Origin of the sequence: Streptomyces malaysiensis subsp. samsunensis (assembly GCF_024519315.1) — a bacterium.
Taxonomy (GTDB): Bacteria; Actinomycetota; Actinomycetes; order Streptomycetales; family Streptomycetaceae; genus Streptomyces; species Streptomyces malaysiensis.
Window position 1 is genome coordinate 129615 of record NZ_JANIIC010000011.1, and the last position, 16841, is coordinate 146455.

22 protein-coding genes and 1 tRNA gene are annotated in these 16841 nt (G+C 67.8%); 18 read left to right on the top strand and 5 right to left on the bottom strand.

Annotation, left to right across the window (positions count from 1 at the left end; translation table 11 throughout):
* Nucleotides 1–3 precede the first annotated feature (3 nt).
* The 7 genes from NQU54_RS12400 (at nt 4) to NQU54_RS12430 (ending at nt 6190) form a co-directional block, all read left to right on the top strand.
* Nucleotides 4–1008, top strand: coding sequence for a hypothetical protein (locus NQU54_RS12400; RefSeq protein ID WP_257631091.1), 1005 nt, complete (start codon nt 4–6; stop codon nt 1006–1008).
* Nucleotides 1001–2125 carry a hypothetical protein gene (locus tag NQU54_RS12405; protein ID WP_257631092.1) on the top strand — a complete coding sequence of 375 codons (1125 nt, stop codon included), beginning with the start codon at nt 1001–1003 and terminating at the stop codon, nt 2123–2125. Before NQU54_RS12400 ends, NQU54_RS12405 begins: the two co-directional genes overlap by 8 nt.
* Nucleotides 2126–3109 carry a hypothetical protein gene (locus NQU54_RS12410; RefSeq protein ID WP_257631093.1) on the top strand — a complete coding sequence of 328 codons (984 nt, stop codon included), beginning with the start codon at nt 2126–2128 and terminating at the stop codon, nt 3107–3109.
* A gap of 13 nt (nt 3110–3122) precedes the next feature.
* On the top strand, nt 3123–4706 hold the full coding sequence (locus tag NQU54_RS12415) for a collagen-like triple helix repeat-containing protein (protein WP_257631094.1): 1584 nt from the start codon (nt 3123–3125) through the stop codon (nt 4704–4706).
* A gap of 66 nt (nt 4707–4772) precedes the next feature.
* The gene (locus tag NQU54_RS12420) at nt 4773–5603 is read left to right on the top strand and encodes a GH25 family lysozyme (RefSeq protein ID WP_257631095.1); all 831 of its coding nucleotides are present in this window, start codon (nt 4773–4775) and stop codon (nt 5601–5603) included.
* 27 nt (nt 5604–5630) lie between these two features.
* On the top strand, nt 5631–5864 hold the full coding sequence (locus NQU54_RS12425; RefSeq protein ID WP_257631096.1) for a hypothetical protein: 234 nt from the start codon (nt 5631–5633) through the stop codon (nt 5862–5864).
* A complete protein-coding gene (locus tag NQU54_RS12430) occupies nt 5861–6190 on the top strand; it encodes a hypothetical protein (protein ID WP_086882431.1) in 330 nt (109 codons plus the stop codon). Before NQU54_RS12425 ends, NQU54_RS12430 begins: the two co-directional genes overlap by 4 nt.
* 459 nt (nt 6191–6649) lie before the next feature.
* Here NQU54_RS12430 and NQU54_RS12435 read toward each other — a convergent pair whose 3' ends face one another.
* Together NQU54_RS12435 and NQU54_RS12440 are read right to left on the bottom strand one after the other, a co-directional pair.
* A complete protein-coding gene (locus NQU54_RS12435) occupies nt 6650–6841 on the bottom strand; it encodes a hypothetical protein (RefSeq protein WP_257631097.1) in 192 nt (63 codons plus the stop codon).
* Nucleotides 6838–7281, bottom strand: a complete 444-nt coding sequence (locus NQU54_RS12440; RefSeq protein ID WP_257631098.1) for an ATP-binding protein — start codon at nt 7279–7281, stop codon at nt 6838–6840. Before NQU54_RS12440 ends, NQU54_RS12435 begins: the two co-directional genes overlap by 4 nt.
* Nucleotides 7282–7531: 250 nt before the next feature.
* Between NQU54_RS12440 and NQU54_RS12445 the strand changes: the two genes are divergently transcribed.
* The 7 genes from NQU54_RS12445 to NQU54_RS12475 all read left to right on the top strand — a co-directional run bounded on the left by NQU54_RS12445 (nt 7532) and on the right by NQU54_RS12475 (nt 12441).
* On the top strand, nt 7532–8386 hold the full coding sequence (locus NQU54_RS12445) for a helix-turn-helix domain-containing protein (RefSeq protein WP_257631099.1): 855 nt from the start codon (nt 7532–7534) through the stop codon (nt 8384–8386).
* Between the two features lie 10 nt (nt 8387–8396).
* Complete coding sequence (locus NQU54_RS12450; RefSeq protein ID WP_257631100.1) at nt 8397–8597, top strand: DUF397 domain-containing protein; 201 nt, start codon at nt 8397–8399, stop codon at nt 8595–8597.
* 387 nt (nt 8598–8984) lie between these two features.
* Entirely contained in the window at nt 8985–9806 is an 822-nt protein-coding gene (locus NQU54_RS12455; protein WP_257631101.1) for a DNA glycosylase family protein, read from the top strand.
* Complete coding sequence (locus NQU54_RS12460) at nt 9775–10890, top strand: radical SAM protein (RefSeq protein WP_257631102.1); 1116 nt, start codon at nt 9775–9777, stop codon at nt 10888–10890. The genes NQU54_RS12455 and NQU54_RS12460 overlap by 32 nt, the downstream gene beginning before the upstream one ends.
* A gap of 14 nt (nt 10891–10904) precedes the next feature.
* Nucleotides 10905–11105 carry a hypothetical protein gene (locus tag NQU54_RS12465; RefSeq protein WP_257631103.1) on the top strand — a complete coding sequence of 67 codons (201 nt, stop codon included), beginning with the start codon at nt 10905–10907 and terminating at the stop codon, nt 11103–11105.
* 80 nt (nt 11106–11185) lie between these two features.
* Entirely contained in the window at nt 11186–11986 is an 801-nt protein-coding gene (locus tag NQU54_RS12470; protein WP_257631149.1) for an aminoglycoside phosphotransferase, read from the top strand.
* 11 nt (nt 11987–11997) lie between these two features.
* Entirely contained in the window at nt 11998–12441 is a 444-nt protein-coding gene (locus NQU54_RS12475; RefSeq protein WP_257631104.1) for a hypothetical protein, read from the top strand.
* A gap of 62 nt (nt 12442–12503) precedes the next feature.
* Here NQU54_RS12475 and NQU54_RS12480 read toward each other — a convergent pair whose 3' ends face one another.
* From NQU54_RS12480 to dcd, 3 genes are read right to left on the bottom strand one after another with little or no spacing between them, the layout of a single operon-like run.
* A complete protein-coding gene (locus NQU54_RS12480; RefSeq protein ID WP_257631105.1) occupies nt 12504–13001 on the bottom strand; it encodes a phosphoribosyltransferase in 498 nt (165 codons plus the stop codon).
* Between the two features lie 27 nt (nt 13002–13028).
* Nucleotides 13029–13433, bottom strand: a complete 405-nt coding sequence (locus tag NQU54_RS12485; RefSeq protein WP_257631106.1) for a phosphoribosyltransferase — start codon at nt 13431–13433, stop codon at nt 13029–13031.
* 5 nt (nt 13434–13438) lie between these two features.
* On the bottom strand, nt 13439–14014 hold the full coding sequence (gene dcd, locus NQU54_RS12490) for a dCTP deaminase (RefSeq protein WP_020869751.1): 576 nt from the start codon (nt 14012–14014) through the stop codon (nt 13439–13441).
* A gap of 579 nt (nt 14015–14593) precedes the next feature.
* Here dcd and NQU54_RS12495 point away from each other — a divergent pair.
* The 4 genes from NQU54_RS12495 (at nt 14594) to NQU54_RS12510 (ending at nt 16503) form a co-directional block, all read left to right on the top strand.
* Nucleotides 14594–14667 (top strand) — tRNA-Gly (locus tag NQU54_RS12495).
* 177 nt (nt 14668–14844) lie between these two features.
* The gene (locus NQU54_RS12500; protein WP_257631107.1) at nt 14845–15174 is read left to right on the top strand and encodes a hypothetical protein; all 330 of its coding nucleotides are present in this window, start codon (nt 14845–14847) and stop codon (nt 15172–15174) included.
* Nucleotides 15174–15815: a nucleotidyl transferase AbiEii/AbiGii toxin family protein gene (locus NQU54_RS12505; protein WP_257631108.1), complete on the top strand. Its 642-nt coding sequence runs from the start codon at nt 15174–15176 to the stop codon at nt 15813–15815. The genes NQU54_RS12500 and NQU54_RS12505 overlap by 1 nt, the downstream gene beginning before the upstream one ends.
* 82 nt (nt 15816–15897) lie before the next feature.
* On the top strand, nt 15898–16503 hold the full coding sequence (locus NQU54_RS12510) for a hypothetical protein (protein WP_257631109.1): 606 nt from the start codon (nt 15898–15900) through the stop codon (nt 16501–16503).
* The last annotated feature ends 338 nt before the right edge of the window (nt 16504–16841 follow it).

Below are 16841 nucleotides of genomic sequence, written 5' to 3' on the forward strand. Positions count from 1 at the left end.
GCCGTGACCGTGCGCGCCGCATGGCTGCTCACCGGCCCGCCGGCCGGGCAGACCCGCACCGACACCCGACTCGCCCCGCTCGGCACGATGGCGCCTGAGGGCGAGCTGACCACCCGCGACGGAGTGATAGCCGGCGGCGCCCCTCTCATGGCGACCAGCGCCGGCCCCATGCAGGTGCAGCTCGGCATCGGCCGCGCCCTGGTGCAGGGCACCACTGCACAGGGCGCGTACCCCGTCGCCGTGACCGCCCCGGAGACGCTCACCGTCACCGACGGAGACGCTCAAAATCCCCGCGTCGACTCGCTCGTGCTGCGGGTGTACGACGGCCTGTTCGACTCCGAGGGACAGACGGCCGTGACCGCCGAGCTACTCGTCGGCGAACCGGACCCGTCCCCCGTCGAACCGGCCCTGCCCCCGGCGTGCCTGCGTCTGTGGTCCATCTCCGTTCCGGCCGGCGCGTCCGCCGGCACCGGGGGTATCAACTGGGCAACGGCCCTCGCCGACCGGCGCCGCTACACCAGCGCGTACGGCGGCATCGTGCCGCGCGGCTGGGGGTCGAACTGGGCAGGCGCCTACGACGGCCAGTACCGCGACAACGCCGGCATTCTCGAACGCTGGAACGCCACCGCGGCGATGTGGGAGACCTACCGGCCGCCCCTCGCGGTGGAGGCCGTGACCACAGGGTTCAGCATCGCCAGTGGCTACACGCTCAACAGCTACAGCGCGCGCCGCTCGAACGGCCTCGCAACGATCGTCCTCGAAGTCGTCCGCAAGGACGCGCAGCTCGACGTCGGGGCCGCGGGCAACATCAACGACGAGGTAGTCGGCACCGTGCCCTCGGGATGGCGCCCGCCCGCCGACTTCGAGCTGTCCGCCTCGGATGGCTTCGGCGAGGGCACCATGCGCCTGACCACAGCCGGCGCTCTGTCGCTGCGCACGTGGTCGGGCGAGGGAGCCCTGCGCAATGACCGGAACATCCGGACGTCGGCGACGTACCACCATGTCTGACGGGGGGGTGCGCGTGATCTCCCCGGCGTACCGGCTGCTGCTGTGCGACCTACGTACTGATCAGGTCATCGACTCGCTTCCCGTGCAGCAGCTCGCCCTCGACGACTACATAGGCAAGGCCGGCGCCATGTCCGGCACGATCCCGATTCCGAATGCCGCGGTCGCCGCGCGGGCCCGGGCCGCCATCCAGCCCGGCCGCACGGCCGTATGGGTCGAGCGGGGGCACGATCTGTGGTGGGGCGGAATCCTGTGGACCGCGAGCGTTGCCACGTCCGGCCGCGGATTCCTCGGCGTCCAGATACAGGCCGGCACATGGGACACCTACCTCTCGCACCGGCTGCTGTACGACACCCTCGCCACCACCGCGCCAACCGATCAGTACGACATCGTCCGCGGCCTGCTCGACTACGTGCAGAACACTCCCGGCGGCGACCTCGGTATCGAGTACCCGACTGACGTGTCGGGCACCCTGCGCGAGCGACAGTACAGCCGGTACGACCTGCCCGTCGTCCGGGACCTGCTCGACCAGCTCGGCGCCGTCGAGGACGGTTTCGAGTGGCGCATCGCCTCGTACCGGGACGCCGACGGCCGCCGCGTGAAGCAGTTGCAGCTCGGCACGCCCACGATCCGCACCGGGCACGCCGACGTCGTCCTCGACTACCCGGGCCCGATCACTTCGTACTCGTGGCCCGTTGACGCCACGGTCCGGGCGAACGCGTGGCAGAGCAGGGGCGCGACGAACAACACCAACCAGACCGCCGACAGCGTCCCCCTCATGTCCACGCTCCAGCTCGCCGAGCAGGACATCGCTGTCGGATGGCCGCGACTGGACGGCAGCAGCGATTACTCGACCGTCGAGCAGCAGGCCACCCTCGACGCGCACGCCGCCGCGGACCTCGCCGCCGCCCGGGCCGGGACCGTCATCCCCGAGATCACCCTCGACATGACCCGCGCGCCCATCTCCCCCGCGATGCTCGGCTCGACCGTACGCGTCCGCATCCGGGATCTGTGGCACCCCACCCCGCTTGACGCCCGGTATCGCGTCGTCGGCCTCGCCATCACCCCACCCGAACGCGGCCGGCCCGAGTCGGCCCGCCTGTATCTGGAGGCCGCGTAAGTGGCAGCAATCCCGCAGGACATCCTCGACCGCATACGCGCCCTCGAAAGACAGGTGCGCGAACTCTCCGGCCGCGCGCAGATGCGGCCCGCCCTCAACAGGATCACCAACGGCCGCGTGACCATCGCCGAGGGCGGATCACTGGAAGTCCTCGCCCCCGACGGAACCGGCCTGTTCGGTGTCGGCCAGTTCGGTCCGTTCTGGAACCACCCCGACGGCACCCCACAGCAGGGCGTCATCATGCAGCGCGAGGACGGAACAACGGCGTTCACCATCCGAGCGAGCCCGTCCGCGCAGACAGGCGGCGCCGGCACGCAGGCCGTGAGCATCTGGGACCGCACCGGGCACATCGTGCTCGGCGATGACACCACCTCCGGCCGCGGCATCGGATCACCTGCCCTGCCCATGCCGTTTCAGCCGCTCCCCCTCGGGGGCGAGTCCATCACCAGCAGTTCATTTCAAAACTGCTGGTTCGCCTCGGTTCAGGCGCACAACCCGGTCGCGACAGTGCAGCTCGAATTCGCCGCCGCCCCTGGCAGCACGTGCGAGGTCAAGGTGCAGTACCGCCTCGCCAGCGAATCAGGGTGGACGGACATCGACACCGATTCGGTCTCGGCCCCCTCGTCGGCGACGTCCCCTGTCTACAAAACAGCCTGGTACACCTTCTCCCTCGACCGCGCCGAGTTCGAGCAGCTCGTGTTCGTGCGCATCCAGGCCCGGCAGAAGTCCGGTACCGATGGCGTGCTCTGCAACTGCCTCGGCGGATACACCCGCCGCACCTACGCAGCGTCGGACGTGCCCGAGCCACCCACCGCCGCACCCGGGACGTTCGCCGCCCGAGTGGCCGTGGACGACGGCCCCGGACAGGGCGTCGAGGCCCCCGTGCAGCCTCCCCCCTTCCCCGCACCGGTCCCCTTCCCCGAGCCCGAGCCGGCACCGCCGGCACCGGTCGCTGAGCCCGGTCTGCACCCCATCGACGAATAAGGAGCCGCGGCACGTGCTGCCCGAGTCCATCCCCACCGTGAAAGTCACCGGCCGATACCTCCTGCCGGACGGCACCCCCCTTACCGGCAGCGTGACATTCCGCGCGCCGGCCGTTCTGACCTTCCCCGACGCCGACGTGATCCTCGGCGGCCCCGTCGTCGCCCAGCTCGACGCCACGGGCGCAATCTCCGTCGTCCTGCCCGCCACCAACGCCCCCGACATGGACCCCGACGGATGGGCCTACGTCGTGACCGAGCAGCTCGCCGGCGTCACCTCGAACCGCTCGTACGCCATCCTGCTGCCGGCCGAGCACCCTGCGGCCGACCTCGCCGACCTCGCCCCCACCGACCCCGGCAAGCCCAATTACGTGGCAGTCAGGGGCGACTCGGCGTACGAGGTGGCGGTCGAGCAGGGATTCGTCGGCACCGTCGCCGAGTGGCTCGCCTCTCTGGTCGGCCCTGCCGGCGTCAAGGGCGACACCGGCGCCACGGGCGCACCAGGAGCCGACGCGTACGCCGTCGCCGTCGCGGCCGGATTCCCCGGCACCCGCGAGCAGTGGCTCGCCTCCCTGGTCGGCCCGGCCGGCGAGGCCGGCCCCCGCGGCGAGCAGGGCACCCCCGGCCGGGACGGGGCACCCGGTCTCGTCCAGTCCGTCAACGGCCAGTCGCAGGCCGACGTCATCCTCGCCGCCGGCGACGTCGGGGCGATCCCCTCGACCGCGGCCGGCGCCGCCGGCGGCGTGGCGCAGCTCGACGCGTCCGGAAAGGTTCCGGACGCGCAGCTCCCGGCGTCATCCGGCGGCGCCGTCGCATCCGTCAACGGGTACACCGGCATCGTCAACCTCACGGCCGCGGACGTAGGCGCACTCACACAGGCCGCGGCCGACGCCCGGTACCCGCTCACCACCGCCGCCGTTCTGCTCACCGGCGCACAGACCATCAGCGGCGCGAAGACCTTTTCGAACGTCCCGTCGTCCACCGCCGCGCCGACCACCGACAACCACCTCGCCCGAAAGTCATACGTGGACGCCCTCGGCGGCGGCGAGTGGCTACCCTCCGATCACGGCCTCGCAGGATGGGCATTCGACCCCGCCCTCGGCCAGTCGACCGGCCTGTACCCCGGCAGCGGCCCCATACGGGTCACCGCCGTCATCCTGCGCGTGCCCGCGACGCTGACCCGCATCGTGTGGTTCGCCACCGGCTACGCCGGCGGCCTGCTCACCGGATCATGGGCCGCCATCTACAACAGCAGCGGTGCCCGCGTCGCGGCGACCGGCGACATGTCGACCGCCGCCTACGAACCGGCCGAAGTCCACACCGCCGGCGGCGCGACGATCACCTCGCCACTCACCGCCGCCTACTCCGCCCCCGCCGGCGTCTATTACGTCGCGTGGCGGTTGCAGTACAACACCACGACTGGCGACGGCCCACTGCTGCTCGCCGCCGAATCCGGCGCCGGCGCCCCGCCGAACGTCTTCGGATACACAGCTGTCCGCCGCTTCGGCGTCTACTCGACCGGCGCCGCCACAGCCCCCGCATCCATCACCCTCGCATCAATGGAAAACGGCGCCAATCGGTACTGGGCCGCCCTCGCATAACCCGCTCCCACCCGTACGCCCCTCGCCAACCGGCAGGGGCATTTTTCATGTCTGGAGACACCCACCGTGACCGTCAAGGGCATTGACGTCTCGTCCTACCAGTCCGCCACGTTCAGCACGTCCGGCCTCGACTTCGTGTTCGTCAAGGCCACCGAAGGCACCTCGTACGTCAACCCGAAGATGCGCGATCAGGTCGCGCACGCCCGCGCGGCCGGCCTGGTCGTTGGCTTCTATCACTTCCTTCGCCCGGGCAGCATGAAGGCGCAAGCCGCGTATTTCGTCGAGAAGGCAGCGAGCGTCAAGGGCGACCCGCTGTTCGCCGACTGGGAAGACCCGGGCGTGAGCTGCGCGGATAAGGATGCGTTCCTTGCCGAGGTCAAGCGCCTGCGCGGCGCGACACACCGCGTCGGCCTGTACTGCAACCTCGACTACTGGAAGCGGCGCGACACCACCGGCAACGCCGGCGATGCCCTGTGGATCGCCGACTACGTGACCGCCGCCCGTCCGCGCATCACGGCCGCATGGACCTTCCACCAGTACACCGACCGGCCGCTCGACACCAACGTCGGGAAGTTCGCGGATCGGGCCGCCCTACGCCGATGGGCCACCGGCAGCACCACCTCGCCGACCACGCCGTACACCCCGCCGGCGTTCCCGGCCGGCCTCGCCCCGGGGAAGTCGAAGCCCTCGGCCAAGGGGTTGCAGCGCGCTCTCAAGGCATGCGGATTCATGCCCAAGAGCGTCAAGGAGTCGGACCACTACGGACCCGCCACGCAGGCCGCCGTCGTTCGCTTCCACAACGCGCACCCGAGCTACCGCGCCGCCGGCAAGAAGACCGACCCGGCCATCGGCCCCCGCGGCTGGGCCTACCTGCACCGCCTCGCCTACGGCAACTGACCCCCCTCACGAACAGGAGAGCCCCCCATGACCGCCGCCAACAAGCGCACCATACGCACCCTTCTTCAGGGCGCCGTCGCGTTCGCCGTCGCCCTGCCCGCCATCGTCGACGCGTCCGGCATCCCGGCCGCCCTGCCATGGGTGGCCGGTGCACTCGCCGTCGCGGGTGGCCTCGCCCGCGTCATGGCCCTGCCCGCGGTCGAGGCCATCCTCGACCGCGTCGGCCTCGGCCTGGTCGACGAGGAGGCCCCCCGCCCGTGACCACAGGAATCCCCGGCGTCGACCTCGCCGTCGTCTGGTGCGGCGCCATCGCCGCCGTCGGGGGTGCCTCCGGCCTGCTCTACCGAGCAAGCCGCGGCGCGCGACGCCTCGCCGAACGACTCGGCGACCTCGCCGACGACTGGCAGGGCACGCCAGCTCGCCCCGGCGTCCCATCTCGCCCCGGCGTCATGCAACGACTCGACGCCATCGAGCAGCAGCTCGCCGCCGTAGAACACGAGCTGCACCCGAACAGCGGGACAAGCCTGCGGGATGCCGTCGACCGCGTCGACGAGCGCACTCGCCACCTCACCAACGACACCCCCTGACGCGCTGCGCCCCCTCTACCGGCTTCCATGCCGGTAGAGGGGGCGCCTTTGTCGTTGTTGGTGATGCGAGAGGGCCCTCGACGGCCGCAGAGTCGCCGAGGGCCCTCTCAGGGGGATCACCGCGCACGCGTGCTCAGGCAGCCGCGGGCACGGGAACTGCCTCCCCCTTCCGGCCGCCGTCCGCCCTCGCGTTGGGAGACGAATTCGAGCGGATGCGGTGGTACAACGGGGCACGCGCACGCCGCGCGTGCCTACCTCGTGGCAGGGGGTCAGCCAGGATCGTGACGCGTACGCGGTCCTGCCAGCAGTAACAGGAGTAGGTGAACCCATCCCGGTCGAGCGGCGGGGGTGTGAACCCACGGTGCGGGTTCGGCAACATGGCCCACATGATCAGCAAGGCCAGCAGGGGGACGCTGACAGCGATTATCAGGATTCCCCAGAACGTTCGGTCGGCGAGACTCATTCGGCTTCCTCTCCGAGCAGCGCGGGATCGTAGGCGCGTAAGCCGAGGACCTCGGCTAAGTCGAACACCAAGTGCCGCGCCTGTTCGGTGGACAGTTCCTCAAAGCTCTTGAGGCCCTGGAAGTGGAGCCAGATCGGCAGTTCGCCGCCGACGTGCGACACCGAGATTCGTGGACGGCCGCCGCTCACGCCGCAGTCCCCTCTCGGTTCGGCTCGGTGAGCGAGAACCAGACGCGCTTACTCTTCTGGTTCGGGTCATCCGACCAGGCGACGCCCCACGCAGCCGACAATTCCGTGACGAGGCGCAGACCTCGGCCGCGTTCTTCGTGGCTGCTAACAGTGCGTACCACGGGGCACGTATGTGGCTTGTCGTCCCATACGGCCACCGAAACGCGGGCCGGTTTGACTGAGACGTCAATGTGAACGGTGAGCGTGGTGGTGTGCTGATGCACGTTCGTCACCACTTCACTCACCAGGATTCGCGCCGTGTCTGCGACGTTCGAGTGCCCGGTGAGAACGAGCAGATAAGCGACCATATCGCGGGCAATCTTCGGGGCCGACAGGTCATTCGGGACGCTGAGGCGGAATGAGTCTCGAACAGCCGGCCTTTCGACTTCTACTGTGCTCATGTCTTGTGTCTCCCAACGCGGACGTGAGCGCCGCTGCTGCATAGCCGTCCGTGGCTCGGACCACCCTCCGGAGCGCCCAACGGGCGTGCAGATGGCTGCACTTCGGGTCTTCCCGGCGTGCTGCGCGGTGCTGCCAGGACCATAGGGGGCATGTATGCCACGTGGCAAGGTAGGCGCTCAGTTCTGGCTACGCTGGGTGGACCCGTGACACCGTTACGCGCGACACTGGGCGCAGACAGGGGAAGGTGACATGCCGCCGAGGGATAACCCAACGGCCCGCCAAGCTCGACTTGGGGGCGAGCTACGCAAACTGCGCGAGCGTGCGGGCAAGACCGCCCGAGAGGCGGCAGGAATGGTTTCGACCGATCAAGCCAAGATCAGCCACATCGAGGCAGGGCGGATCGGGGTCAGCGCGGACCGCATCCGCCGACTTGCCGTCTTCTACGCCTGCGACGACGAGCCCCTCATCGAGGCTCTGTGCGCCATAGCGCGTGAGCATCGGGGACAGCACTGGTGGGACAGCTACCGGGGCGTCCTCGCCCCCGGATTCCTTGACATCGCCGAGCTTGAGCACCACGCCACTCACCTACGCTGCCTGCAACCCGTCACGTTCCCCGGCATCCTCCAGACTGAGGACTACGCGCACGCTCTGTTCGCGGGTGCCATTCCGCGACTCCCCGACGAAGAGGTACAGGCCCGCGTCGAACACCGCATGAAACGGCGGGCGATCCTGGAGGGCGATTCGCCGCCGCAATTCGAGACGATCGTGCACGAGGCGGCACTACGGATGCGCGTAGGCGGACGAAAAGTTGCCCGCGCGCAGCTCGAATACATCCTGTCCGTTTCCGAGCGCCCCGGCCTGATCCTCCGAGTCATCCCGTTCACGAGCGACGACTTTATCGAGGTAACACAGACAGTGATGTACGCGAGTGGAGTCGTACCGCAGCTCGACACCGTTCATATCGATACGCCGTTCGGCGGCCGTTACCTTGACGCAGCCGCGGACCTCGACCGGTATCGCACCATGCTCGGCTTTGCCGAGCAGGCGGCACTCACGCCGGAAGAATCACGAAGTTTCATTCACCACGTCGCAAGAGAACTGTGAGAGTCAGGTAATGAGCAGCGAAATAAATTGGCAGAAGTCGAGCTTCTCCGGCGGCGGCGGTGAGCAGTGCCTCGAAACAGCCAAGGTTGCCGGTGACATCCTCCTACGGGAGAGCGACGACCCCAGCGTCATCGTCAAGACCACACCCGAAAAGCTCGCCGCCTTCATCCTCGGCGTGAAGAACGGCGAGTTCGACCACCTCGTCAGCTAGCGCTCGCGAGGTACAAGTCGCGCCCCCGTCCAGCCGGACGGGGGCGCTTGCATATGCCACTTTCCATGTATGCCACGGGGCACCCTTGCCACCTCGCCTGACGTGGCGCTAGCGTCACTCTGCGCCGCCACCACAGGCACGATTCCGCAAAAATCGTGGCCTAACGGCGCTGTAACTCTCCCTGCTCGCGAGCCGTCGAGAGGGACCGGAGGTTGCTCCCGCCCTGGCAGGCGGGGCAATCATGACGCTACGGGAGGAGAGCGGTATGCACACTCGCCGATCGGCTACAGCCTCACCAGGGGCGACCTTGTCGACCGGGCTCCCGGCCATTCCGCGAGCGCTCACGTACGTCTGCCCCGCCGAGTGCCCGCGCGAAGGGCAGAGCGCATGAGTACGACGCTCATAACCGAACACCTCGGGTGGCACAAAACCTCGGACGGCGAACCTCTACGCGTCGTCGAACACAACGGCTCTGCGTGGGCGGTTCGTTGGTCCGATGAGTGCCTGATCATGCGCCCAGCGGAAAGCGGCAATACTGACGCCCCGCCAGTCGCTTACACGTCACCGATCCACCTGCCCTACGGCGATGAAGTGCAGCCACTCGTCGACGCGTTGACTCGGCTCGGCACTGTGCAGCGGCTCACCAACCCATCGCTATGGGACGCCATCACAACCGCGCTACTGCAACAGGCCGTGCAGGTTGAACGGGCGCGGAAGACCCATCGGGCCTTCTACGCCGCGTTCGGGCGAACCGTCGAAACCTTCGCCGGCCCGATGGCACTCGTACCAAGCCCCGAGCACGTCCTCGCCCTGTCCGACGAGGGGTTCGCGGCAGTCGGCGCAGCCGCCAGCCGCGACGCCCTGCGCTCGGCTGCCGAGGCGTACGTCGCGCAGGCCGATCGCTGGCAGCAGCTCGCGCCCGAAACCCTCGTGCAGGAACTTGCCGCCGTCCGCAGCATCGGTGCCACAACGGCCGCAGTGGTAGCCGCCGACGTCACGAGCGATCACTCGATCTACCCGCACGGCGACCTCGCCGTACGCGCATGGGCAAGCAGAGTCGCGCCCGCGCTCCCCTTCCCGAGTTCCGACCGCGAGTTCGAGGCCGTGTGGCGCCGGTGGGCGCCCGATCGCCTCACGCTGCATACCTTGACCCTGCTCACGCTGACATGGGGGAACCATGCTCGCGCCCACGCACGATCTGATCGTTAGCCCGTTTCTCGACGAGCACCTCGTTCTGCGCCCGGGAGACTCCCGCGGAGTGAAGGTTAGGGCGCACCACTACTTAGAGTTACGCCAGGTCGCGACAGCGGGCGCACCCGTGCCCGAGTGGCTGCGCAAGGCCGCGCGCCAGCGATGGGGACTCGACCTCGACGGCAGACCGGCAGGCGAGGCCCTGCTGATTCGCGACCCGGCACCGTACGGGCACGGCCGGGCCTCCTACGAGTTGAACAACGGGTGCAACTGGGCGTGCGACCACTGCGTGTACGGCGCCAAACGGCACGAGGGCCTCGCATGGGCGGCCCGTGAGAAGCTGCTGCACATCCTCCGAGACGCAGGCATTGTCTGGGTTGAGCTCGGCGGGGGTGAGTGCACCATTGACCAACACTTTCCGGAGACGTACGCGCTCGCCTATGACCTCGGCATGATGGTCGAGGTACTGACGAACGGGTCCACCCTGTTCCGGCCGCACATGCTGGACCTACTCACTACGCGCCGCCCTTATCGCTTGACGCTCAGCGTCTACGGAGCCACTGAGCGAACGTTCGACGGATTCACCAACCGCCGCGGGGCCTTCAAGAAGTTCATGCGCGGGTTGGCCGCTGCGCGCGAGGCGAAGCTGCCCCTCTCCCTGAGCGTGGTCATCACACGCGAAAACGCCCACGAGGCCCCCGCCATGCGCGACCTGGCCGCGCGTTTCGCCTCGCGTGTCCGCGAGTACAGCCACATGTCGCCGAGCTTCGCCGGTGACTCCGAACCCCTCGCGCAGCAGGCCCCCGAATACCTGCACAACCGGACCCCCTTTACCGGATGCGACGCCGGCCACACGTCATTGAACGTGAGCGCCTTCGACATGGCGAGCGTCTGCAAAGTCTCCCGCGACCATCCGATTCCACTCCTGAAAGAGGGGGTCGCGGGACTGTCCCGGCTCGGGGACATCGCCGACCGAGCGCTACAACGTCACAGCGGGTGCAGTGGCTGCACTCTCCAGAAGACGTGCACCACGTGCATGCCGCTCGTGACCCTGTACCGCAAGGCCGGCTCGTCCCTGGACCGCTACTGCCAACACGCCTGAGAGGAGGTACACCCATGACAGCACTCGCTGTAGAGAGCACCCCGCAGCGCCAGACAGCAGGCGCCGCGGAGATCACCCCGCAGCGCCAGACGACTCGCGCCGTAGAGATCACCCCTCGGCACGTGGTCGACGACGAGATCGAGCTCGTCGACGACCTCGACGAAGTCGCCGGCAACGAGGTGATGCGCGGCTGCGGTAACGACAACCCGTACTAAGCCGCACCCCGCCGAGGCCGCCCGCACCGCGCGGGCGGCCTCGGTCATGCCCGAGCCCCTACACTCCCGCCGTGGTGACCATGAGAATGCATTGGGACGACCTACCCGCCCACACCCGCGACGCCGTCGCCGCCCGTACCGGCCCTATCCACGCAGCGGCGACCGCTGACAAGGGCCTGAATAGCGAAATCGCCGCCACCCTCGACACCCGCACCGGCCGCGTCTTCGTCAAGGGCTTGCGCTGCGATCACCCCCGCGCGTGGACACAGCAGCGCGAGACCGCTATTAACCTACACGTCGCTCCCCTCGCCCCCCGCCTGCTGTGGGTGATCAACGATGGCGAGTGGCACCTGCTCGGATTCGAGCACCTCGACGGCCGCCCCGCCGCCTACAGCCCAGGCAGTGACGACCTGTCTCTCGTCGCCGAGGCGATCATCACGCTTTCCGGAGTGAGCGCCCCCGCCGACGTCGAGCTGAAACAGATCGAACAGCGGCTCGCCGACTATGTCGACAGCCCCGACGACGCCGAGCTGCTGCGCGGCAACACGGTGCTGCACACCGACTGGACTCCGGATAACGTCTTGATCGTCGACAATGTCGCCCGCATCGTCGACTGGGCATGGCCCACCCGCGGCGCCGCATGGATCGACGCGGCCTGTTGGGTGGTATGGCTCGTCTCCGCCGGCCATACACCCGCAGACGCCGAGCTGTGGGCCGCCAAGACCCCCGCATGGTCCACCGCACCGGCCCGCGCACTCGACGTGTTCGCCACCGCGCAGCAACGCCTCTGGAACGGCATCGCCGCAGACTCCCCCGATGTGGCATGGAAACGATCGCTCGCTGACGCCGCGCAGCAGTGGGCCACATACCGCCGAGACTGACGAGGGCACCGATGCCGATCGATCCGACCATTCACCCGTGCGAGACACTCACAACACCCGCCGGCGAGCGCGTCCAGATCGACGAGGCGATGATCCCCACCGTCCGCGATCTCTGGCGCCTCGGATATGCGACGAGCGGATGCTGCCAGGACGTAGGCGAAGCGACCGCCGGCGTACGCGCGAAGCGCGACACCCCGCTCGGATACGGCGGCGACCCGTTCATCGAGTACCACCGCGGATGGGCCCTGCTGAAACTCCCGATCCCGGACGCCATGCGCTTCGTGGCGATGCTCGCCGAGACCTCGACGTTCGGCGACCGCGTCCGCCATCCCTGGCGCCCTGGTTCTTGGCGGATGAATGTCCCGCTCGAACCAGACGGGTTCTCCGACTCCGCCCTGCTGCACTTCCCGAAGCAGCAGATTCCCGAGCTCGCCGAGGTCTTACAGAAGCGGTAAGGCCGCCCTGATACCTGCGCCCGCCGCCCTCCGTCTTGAGGGCTGGCGGGCGCATTCACATCTCAGGCGTCCAGAACTTGCCCCTCGCGACGTACGACAGGCTCGTCGACTGACCACGGGAAGTTAATCCACTTATCCGTGCGCTTCCACACGTACTCGCACTTCACAAGGCTGTCCGGCTTCTCATAGATCACGGCAGACCGCACCTCGGCGACCGTGTCGAGGCAGAAGTCGCGCACGAGCTTGAGCGTCTTGCCCGTGTCGGCGACGTCGTCCGCGATCAATACCTTCTTATTTGAAAAGTCGATCACATTTGGTACCGGAGCCAACATAACAGGCATTTCAAGCGTCTGACCCACGCCTGTGTAAAATTCAACATTCACAAGGTGAATGTTTTTACAGTCGAGGGCATAGGCCAGACCGCCAGCGACGAATACGCCGCCGCGCGCGATGCTCAGGATTATGTCCGGCTCGAAGCCATCGTCGGCGATCGTCTGGGCGAGCTCGCGCACCGCGACGCCGAACTTCTCGTATGTCAGGCTTTCGCGTACGTCGCTCATCAGGCGTCCCTCGCAGGTCTCGGTGAGTCAGATACGGCCGCAGGGGCGCCGACGAGCGTCACCACGGGCGTAGGTCTTCGTGCGGCACTGCGTCCCCGTGCGAGGGATCGCGCGAGACCGGCGGCACGGCGTAGCACACTGTGATTTACTCGACACCACGAACGTCATCCCGAGGGAATCCCGGTGATGGCTACACCGGTTCTTGCGAGGGACAACCAGGGTGGTTCCCACGCCCGTGTAGAACTCCACGTTCACCAGGTGGATGTTCTTGCAGTCGAGCGCGTACGCCAGCCCGCCGGCCACGAAGACCCCGCCGCGGGCTATGGAGAGCACGATGTCGGGCTCGTAGCCATCGTCGGCGACCTGCTGCGCCAGTTCGCGGACCGCGACCCCGAACCGCTCGTACGTGAGGTTCTCCCGCTGCTCACCCATACCGCTCACACCTTCGTCCGGTGGAAGCTCTGGAACGACCGCGAGGGCGTCGGCCCGCGCTGCCCCTGATAGCGGGAGCCGTAACGGGCGGAACCGTAAGGATGCTCGGCGGGCGAGGTCAGCCGGAACATGCACAGCTGCCCGATCTTCATCCCAGGCCACAGCTTGATCGGCAACGTCGCGACGTTCGACAACTCAAGCGTGACATGCCCGGAGAACCCCGGGTCGATGAACCCCGCCGTGGAGTGCGTCAGCAGCCCCAGCCGCCCCAGACTCGACTTCCCCTCGAGCCGCGAGGCGATGTCGTCCGGCAGCGATACGACCTCGTACGTCGAGGCCAGCACGAACTCCCCGGGGTGCAGGATGAACGCGTCCTCACCCTCGGGCTCCACGAGCCGCGTCAGATCGGGCTGCTCCACCGCCGGGTCGATATGCGGATAGCGGTGGTTCTCGAACACCCGGAAGAACCGGTCCAGCCGTACATCGATACTCGACGGCTGCACCATCGCCGGATCGTACGGATCAATCCGCACCCGCCCGGCGTCGATCTCGGCCCGGATGTCCTTGTCTGAGAGAAGCACTCGAAGAGGATACGCACATCGGACCCACCCCCACGGCACAGGCCCGGTCCCACCGGACCGGGCCCGCACCCTGCGACTTCATCGGCTACCGCTCACCGCTTCTCGGCGCCCACCGGCACCGCGTGCCGGAGCCGGGCGCAACGCGGACACCGCAACAATCGGCCGGGGCCGATGCGGTCGACGGTGAGGTGCTGCATCGGGAACGAGGCGGTGCTGAACACGTGCCCTTCAGCACAACGGACGACGGTGCGCTCCATTGAGTCCTTCCCCAAAGAACGTGGACGGCGTGGACGACAAAAGCCACATTAGGGGATCAACCACACACCACTCCACGCGGCACTCCGCACCCCCACCGTACGCCCAACTCCCGCACCCCAACAGCCGCTTCCACCCCACCCACACCCCAAAAATCCACCCCAAATCCCCCGCGAAACCACCCCGATCCGACGCCGTCTTGGCCCCGCCTTGACCTGGATCCCGCCCCGAACAGCACGAAGACCCCACGGCGAATGCGCCGGGGGTCAGCCATGGGGTAAAGTGTCGTCCGACGACGCGGCGGCCGAAGATCAGGCCCCTCTCGCGGGTGTAGTTTAATGGTAGAACATGAGCTTCCCAAGCTCAGAGCGCGGGTTCGATTCCCGTCACCCGCTCCACGCTTAAGGCCCAGGTCAGCGACCTGGGCCTTGTTTGTTGTCTAGACCTCTCTAGGCGTTCTGTGCCCGTTCCGTGCCAGATGGCTGTCGCGCGTGTCCGGCGGCCACGTTCACTTCCCTGTGCGCCGATCCGCGCTGTCGATGCGCTCGGCAGTCCCCATCGGGCATGCTGGATCCATGAGCAGGTATGCAGCGGCGAAGCCGTACGTACTGCCGGAGTCGCTCGCCGAGCTGGGCGGGCCCACGACGGGTGGCGTCACGCTGCCGCGCCACATCGACTGGGGACCGCACTACATCTACGACCTGGCCGACGAGGCAGACTTCCGGCTGCTGTACGAGCGCGTCATCCGGGAGGCCCAGACGCGCGACGACCTCAACGCGTACCTGCACGCGACATCTCTGCGGCAGGTATGGCACGACCTGTTCCTACCCCTCCCGGTCAGGGCTGCATGGGAAGCCCGCTTCCCAGAACTCCGCGAGTCCAGCACGACGACAGCCGCTGCCTAGTGGACGAGCTGCACCGACAACTGATCCGCATCGGGCTGGACGCCCTCGCCAAGGACTACGGATACGCACTCGCGGGCGGCTACGCCATCCAGGCCCACCACATCGTCAATCGAGTCAGTGACGATGTGGACCTCTTCGCGCCCTTCGAGAGGGCTAGCCGCGAGATGGAGCAGGCCGCAGAGCGGATCAGTACCGCCTACGAAGCCGCCGGATACACCGTCGAGCAGGTCCACCTGACTCCCACCTACACCAGGTTGAACGTCACCGACCCAGCTTCAGGCACACAGAGCAAGGTGGAACTCGTCGCTGAATTCCTGCACCACACGCCGGTCGACTCCGACCTCGGCCCAGTACTCCACCGCGACGACGTCGCCGCAGGCAAGACCAGCGCCCTGTTCACCCGAGCCGAGGTCCGCGACGCCATCGACGTCGCAGGGCTGTTGAAGGTCGGCTACACCCGCGAACAGCTCATGGATCTCGCCGCCCAGAACGACGCAGGCTTCGACCGCCGCATGTTCGCCGACTCACTCGCCCGCATCCAGCGGTACACCGACAAGCAGTTCGCCGCCTACGATCTCGACGCCGACCAAGCCGCCACGATCCGCGCCACCTTTGCCGACTGGCAGCACAAATTGCTTTGACCCCGCATGCCTCCCCGTCGCAGGCCGAGGGCTCGTCCACGGGCCTGGAACCGTCCGACGGGCACCGCGCGTCTGGCAGAGCGTGGACGCGGCGATAGCGGCGGTAGTCGCGGCAGCAGTGGGGGCTCTGGCGGCGCTTGTCGGAGCCCGCATCGGAGGACGATCGGCCGTCGAGGCGGCAGCGGTGGCCGGTGCTGAGAGCCACGAGCTATCCCGGGCGGAGGCGCGGTGTGCCGCCTACGCGGATTTGGGGACAGCGGCTTTCCAGTTCTCCCGGACGTTCGTAAACGCACAAACCGTGATCAACGGTCGCCATTTCGGCATCAGCCCCGAATGGCAACAGGTCGACCCTGCCCTCTACAGCACGCTGGACTCCAGGCAGGATGACGTGGCCCACGCAGCGATGATCGTTCAACTGCATGGGCCGATGGAGATCGTCGACCTCGCCTGGGACATCTACGCGCAATGTCAACGCGCGGAGCGCCGACTGGCGGAATATGCGGTGGCCCTTCGACCAGGGGCCGAAGAAGCCCGGCGAAGAGCCGAGGAAGCCTGGAACGCCGTCTCCAGGGCCCGAGGCATCTTCCTTTCCAACGGTCGAGCCCACCTCGAAGGGCAGCCCATTCCGCTGGAGGGAGAGCCGTACCTGCACACCTTGGATCGGTCGAGCCTGGATCGTGAGTCTTGACATCCTCGATTGACATCGACGACAGGGGCGGCGCAACGCGTACCCCACGGCAATGGGCTGGTGCTGCTGGTCTACAGCTGCCAGCCAACGCAGGCAAATCGATCGTAGGGCGAACCGTTCACCGATCAGCTAGATCCGGAAGTAAGGTCGTGCCCGATGCGTGCCCGATCGGGCGGTGAATCACGGTCAACCAGGGTCCAAGGCGCGTCCACACTCGGCACGGCAGAACGTGCGTTTCGGCAGGTCAGAGACGGTTTCAAGCCCTCCAGACCCGGTGATTCCCAAGCTCAGAGCGCGGGTTCGATTCCCGTCACCCGCTCCAACACAAAGCCCCAGGC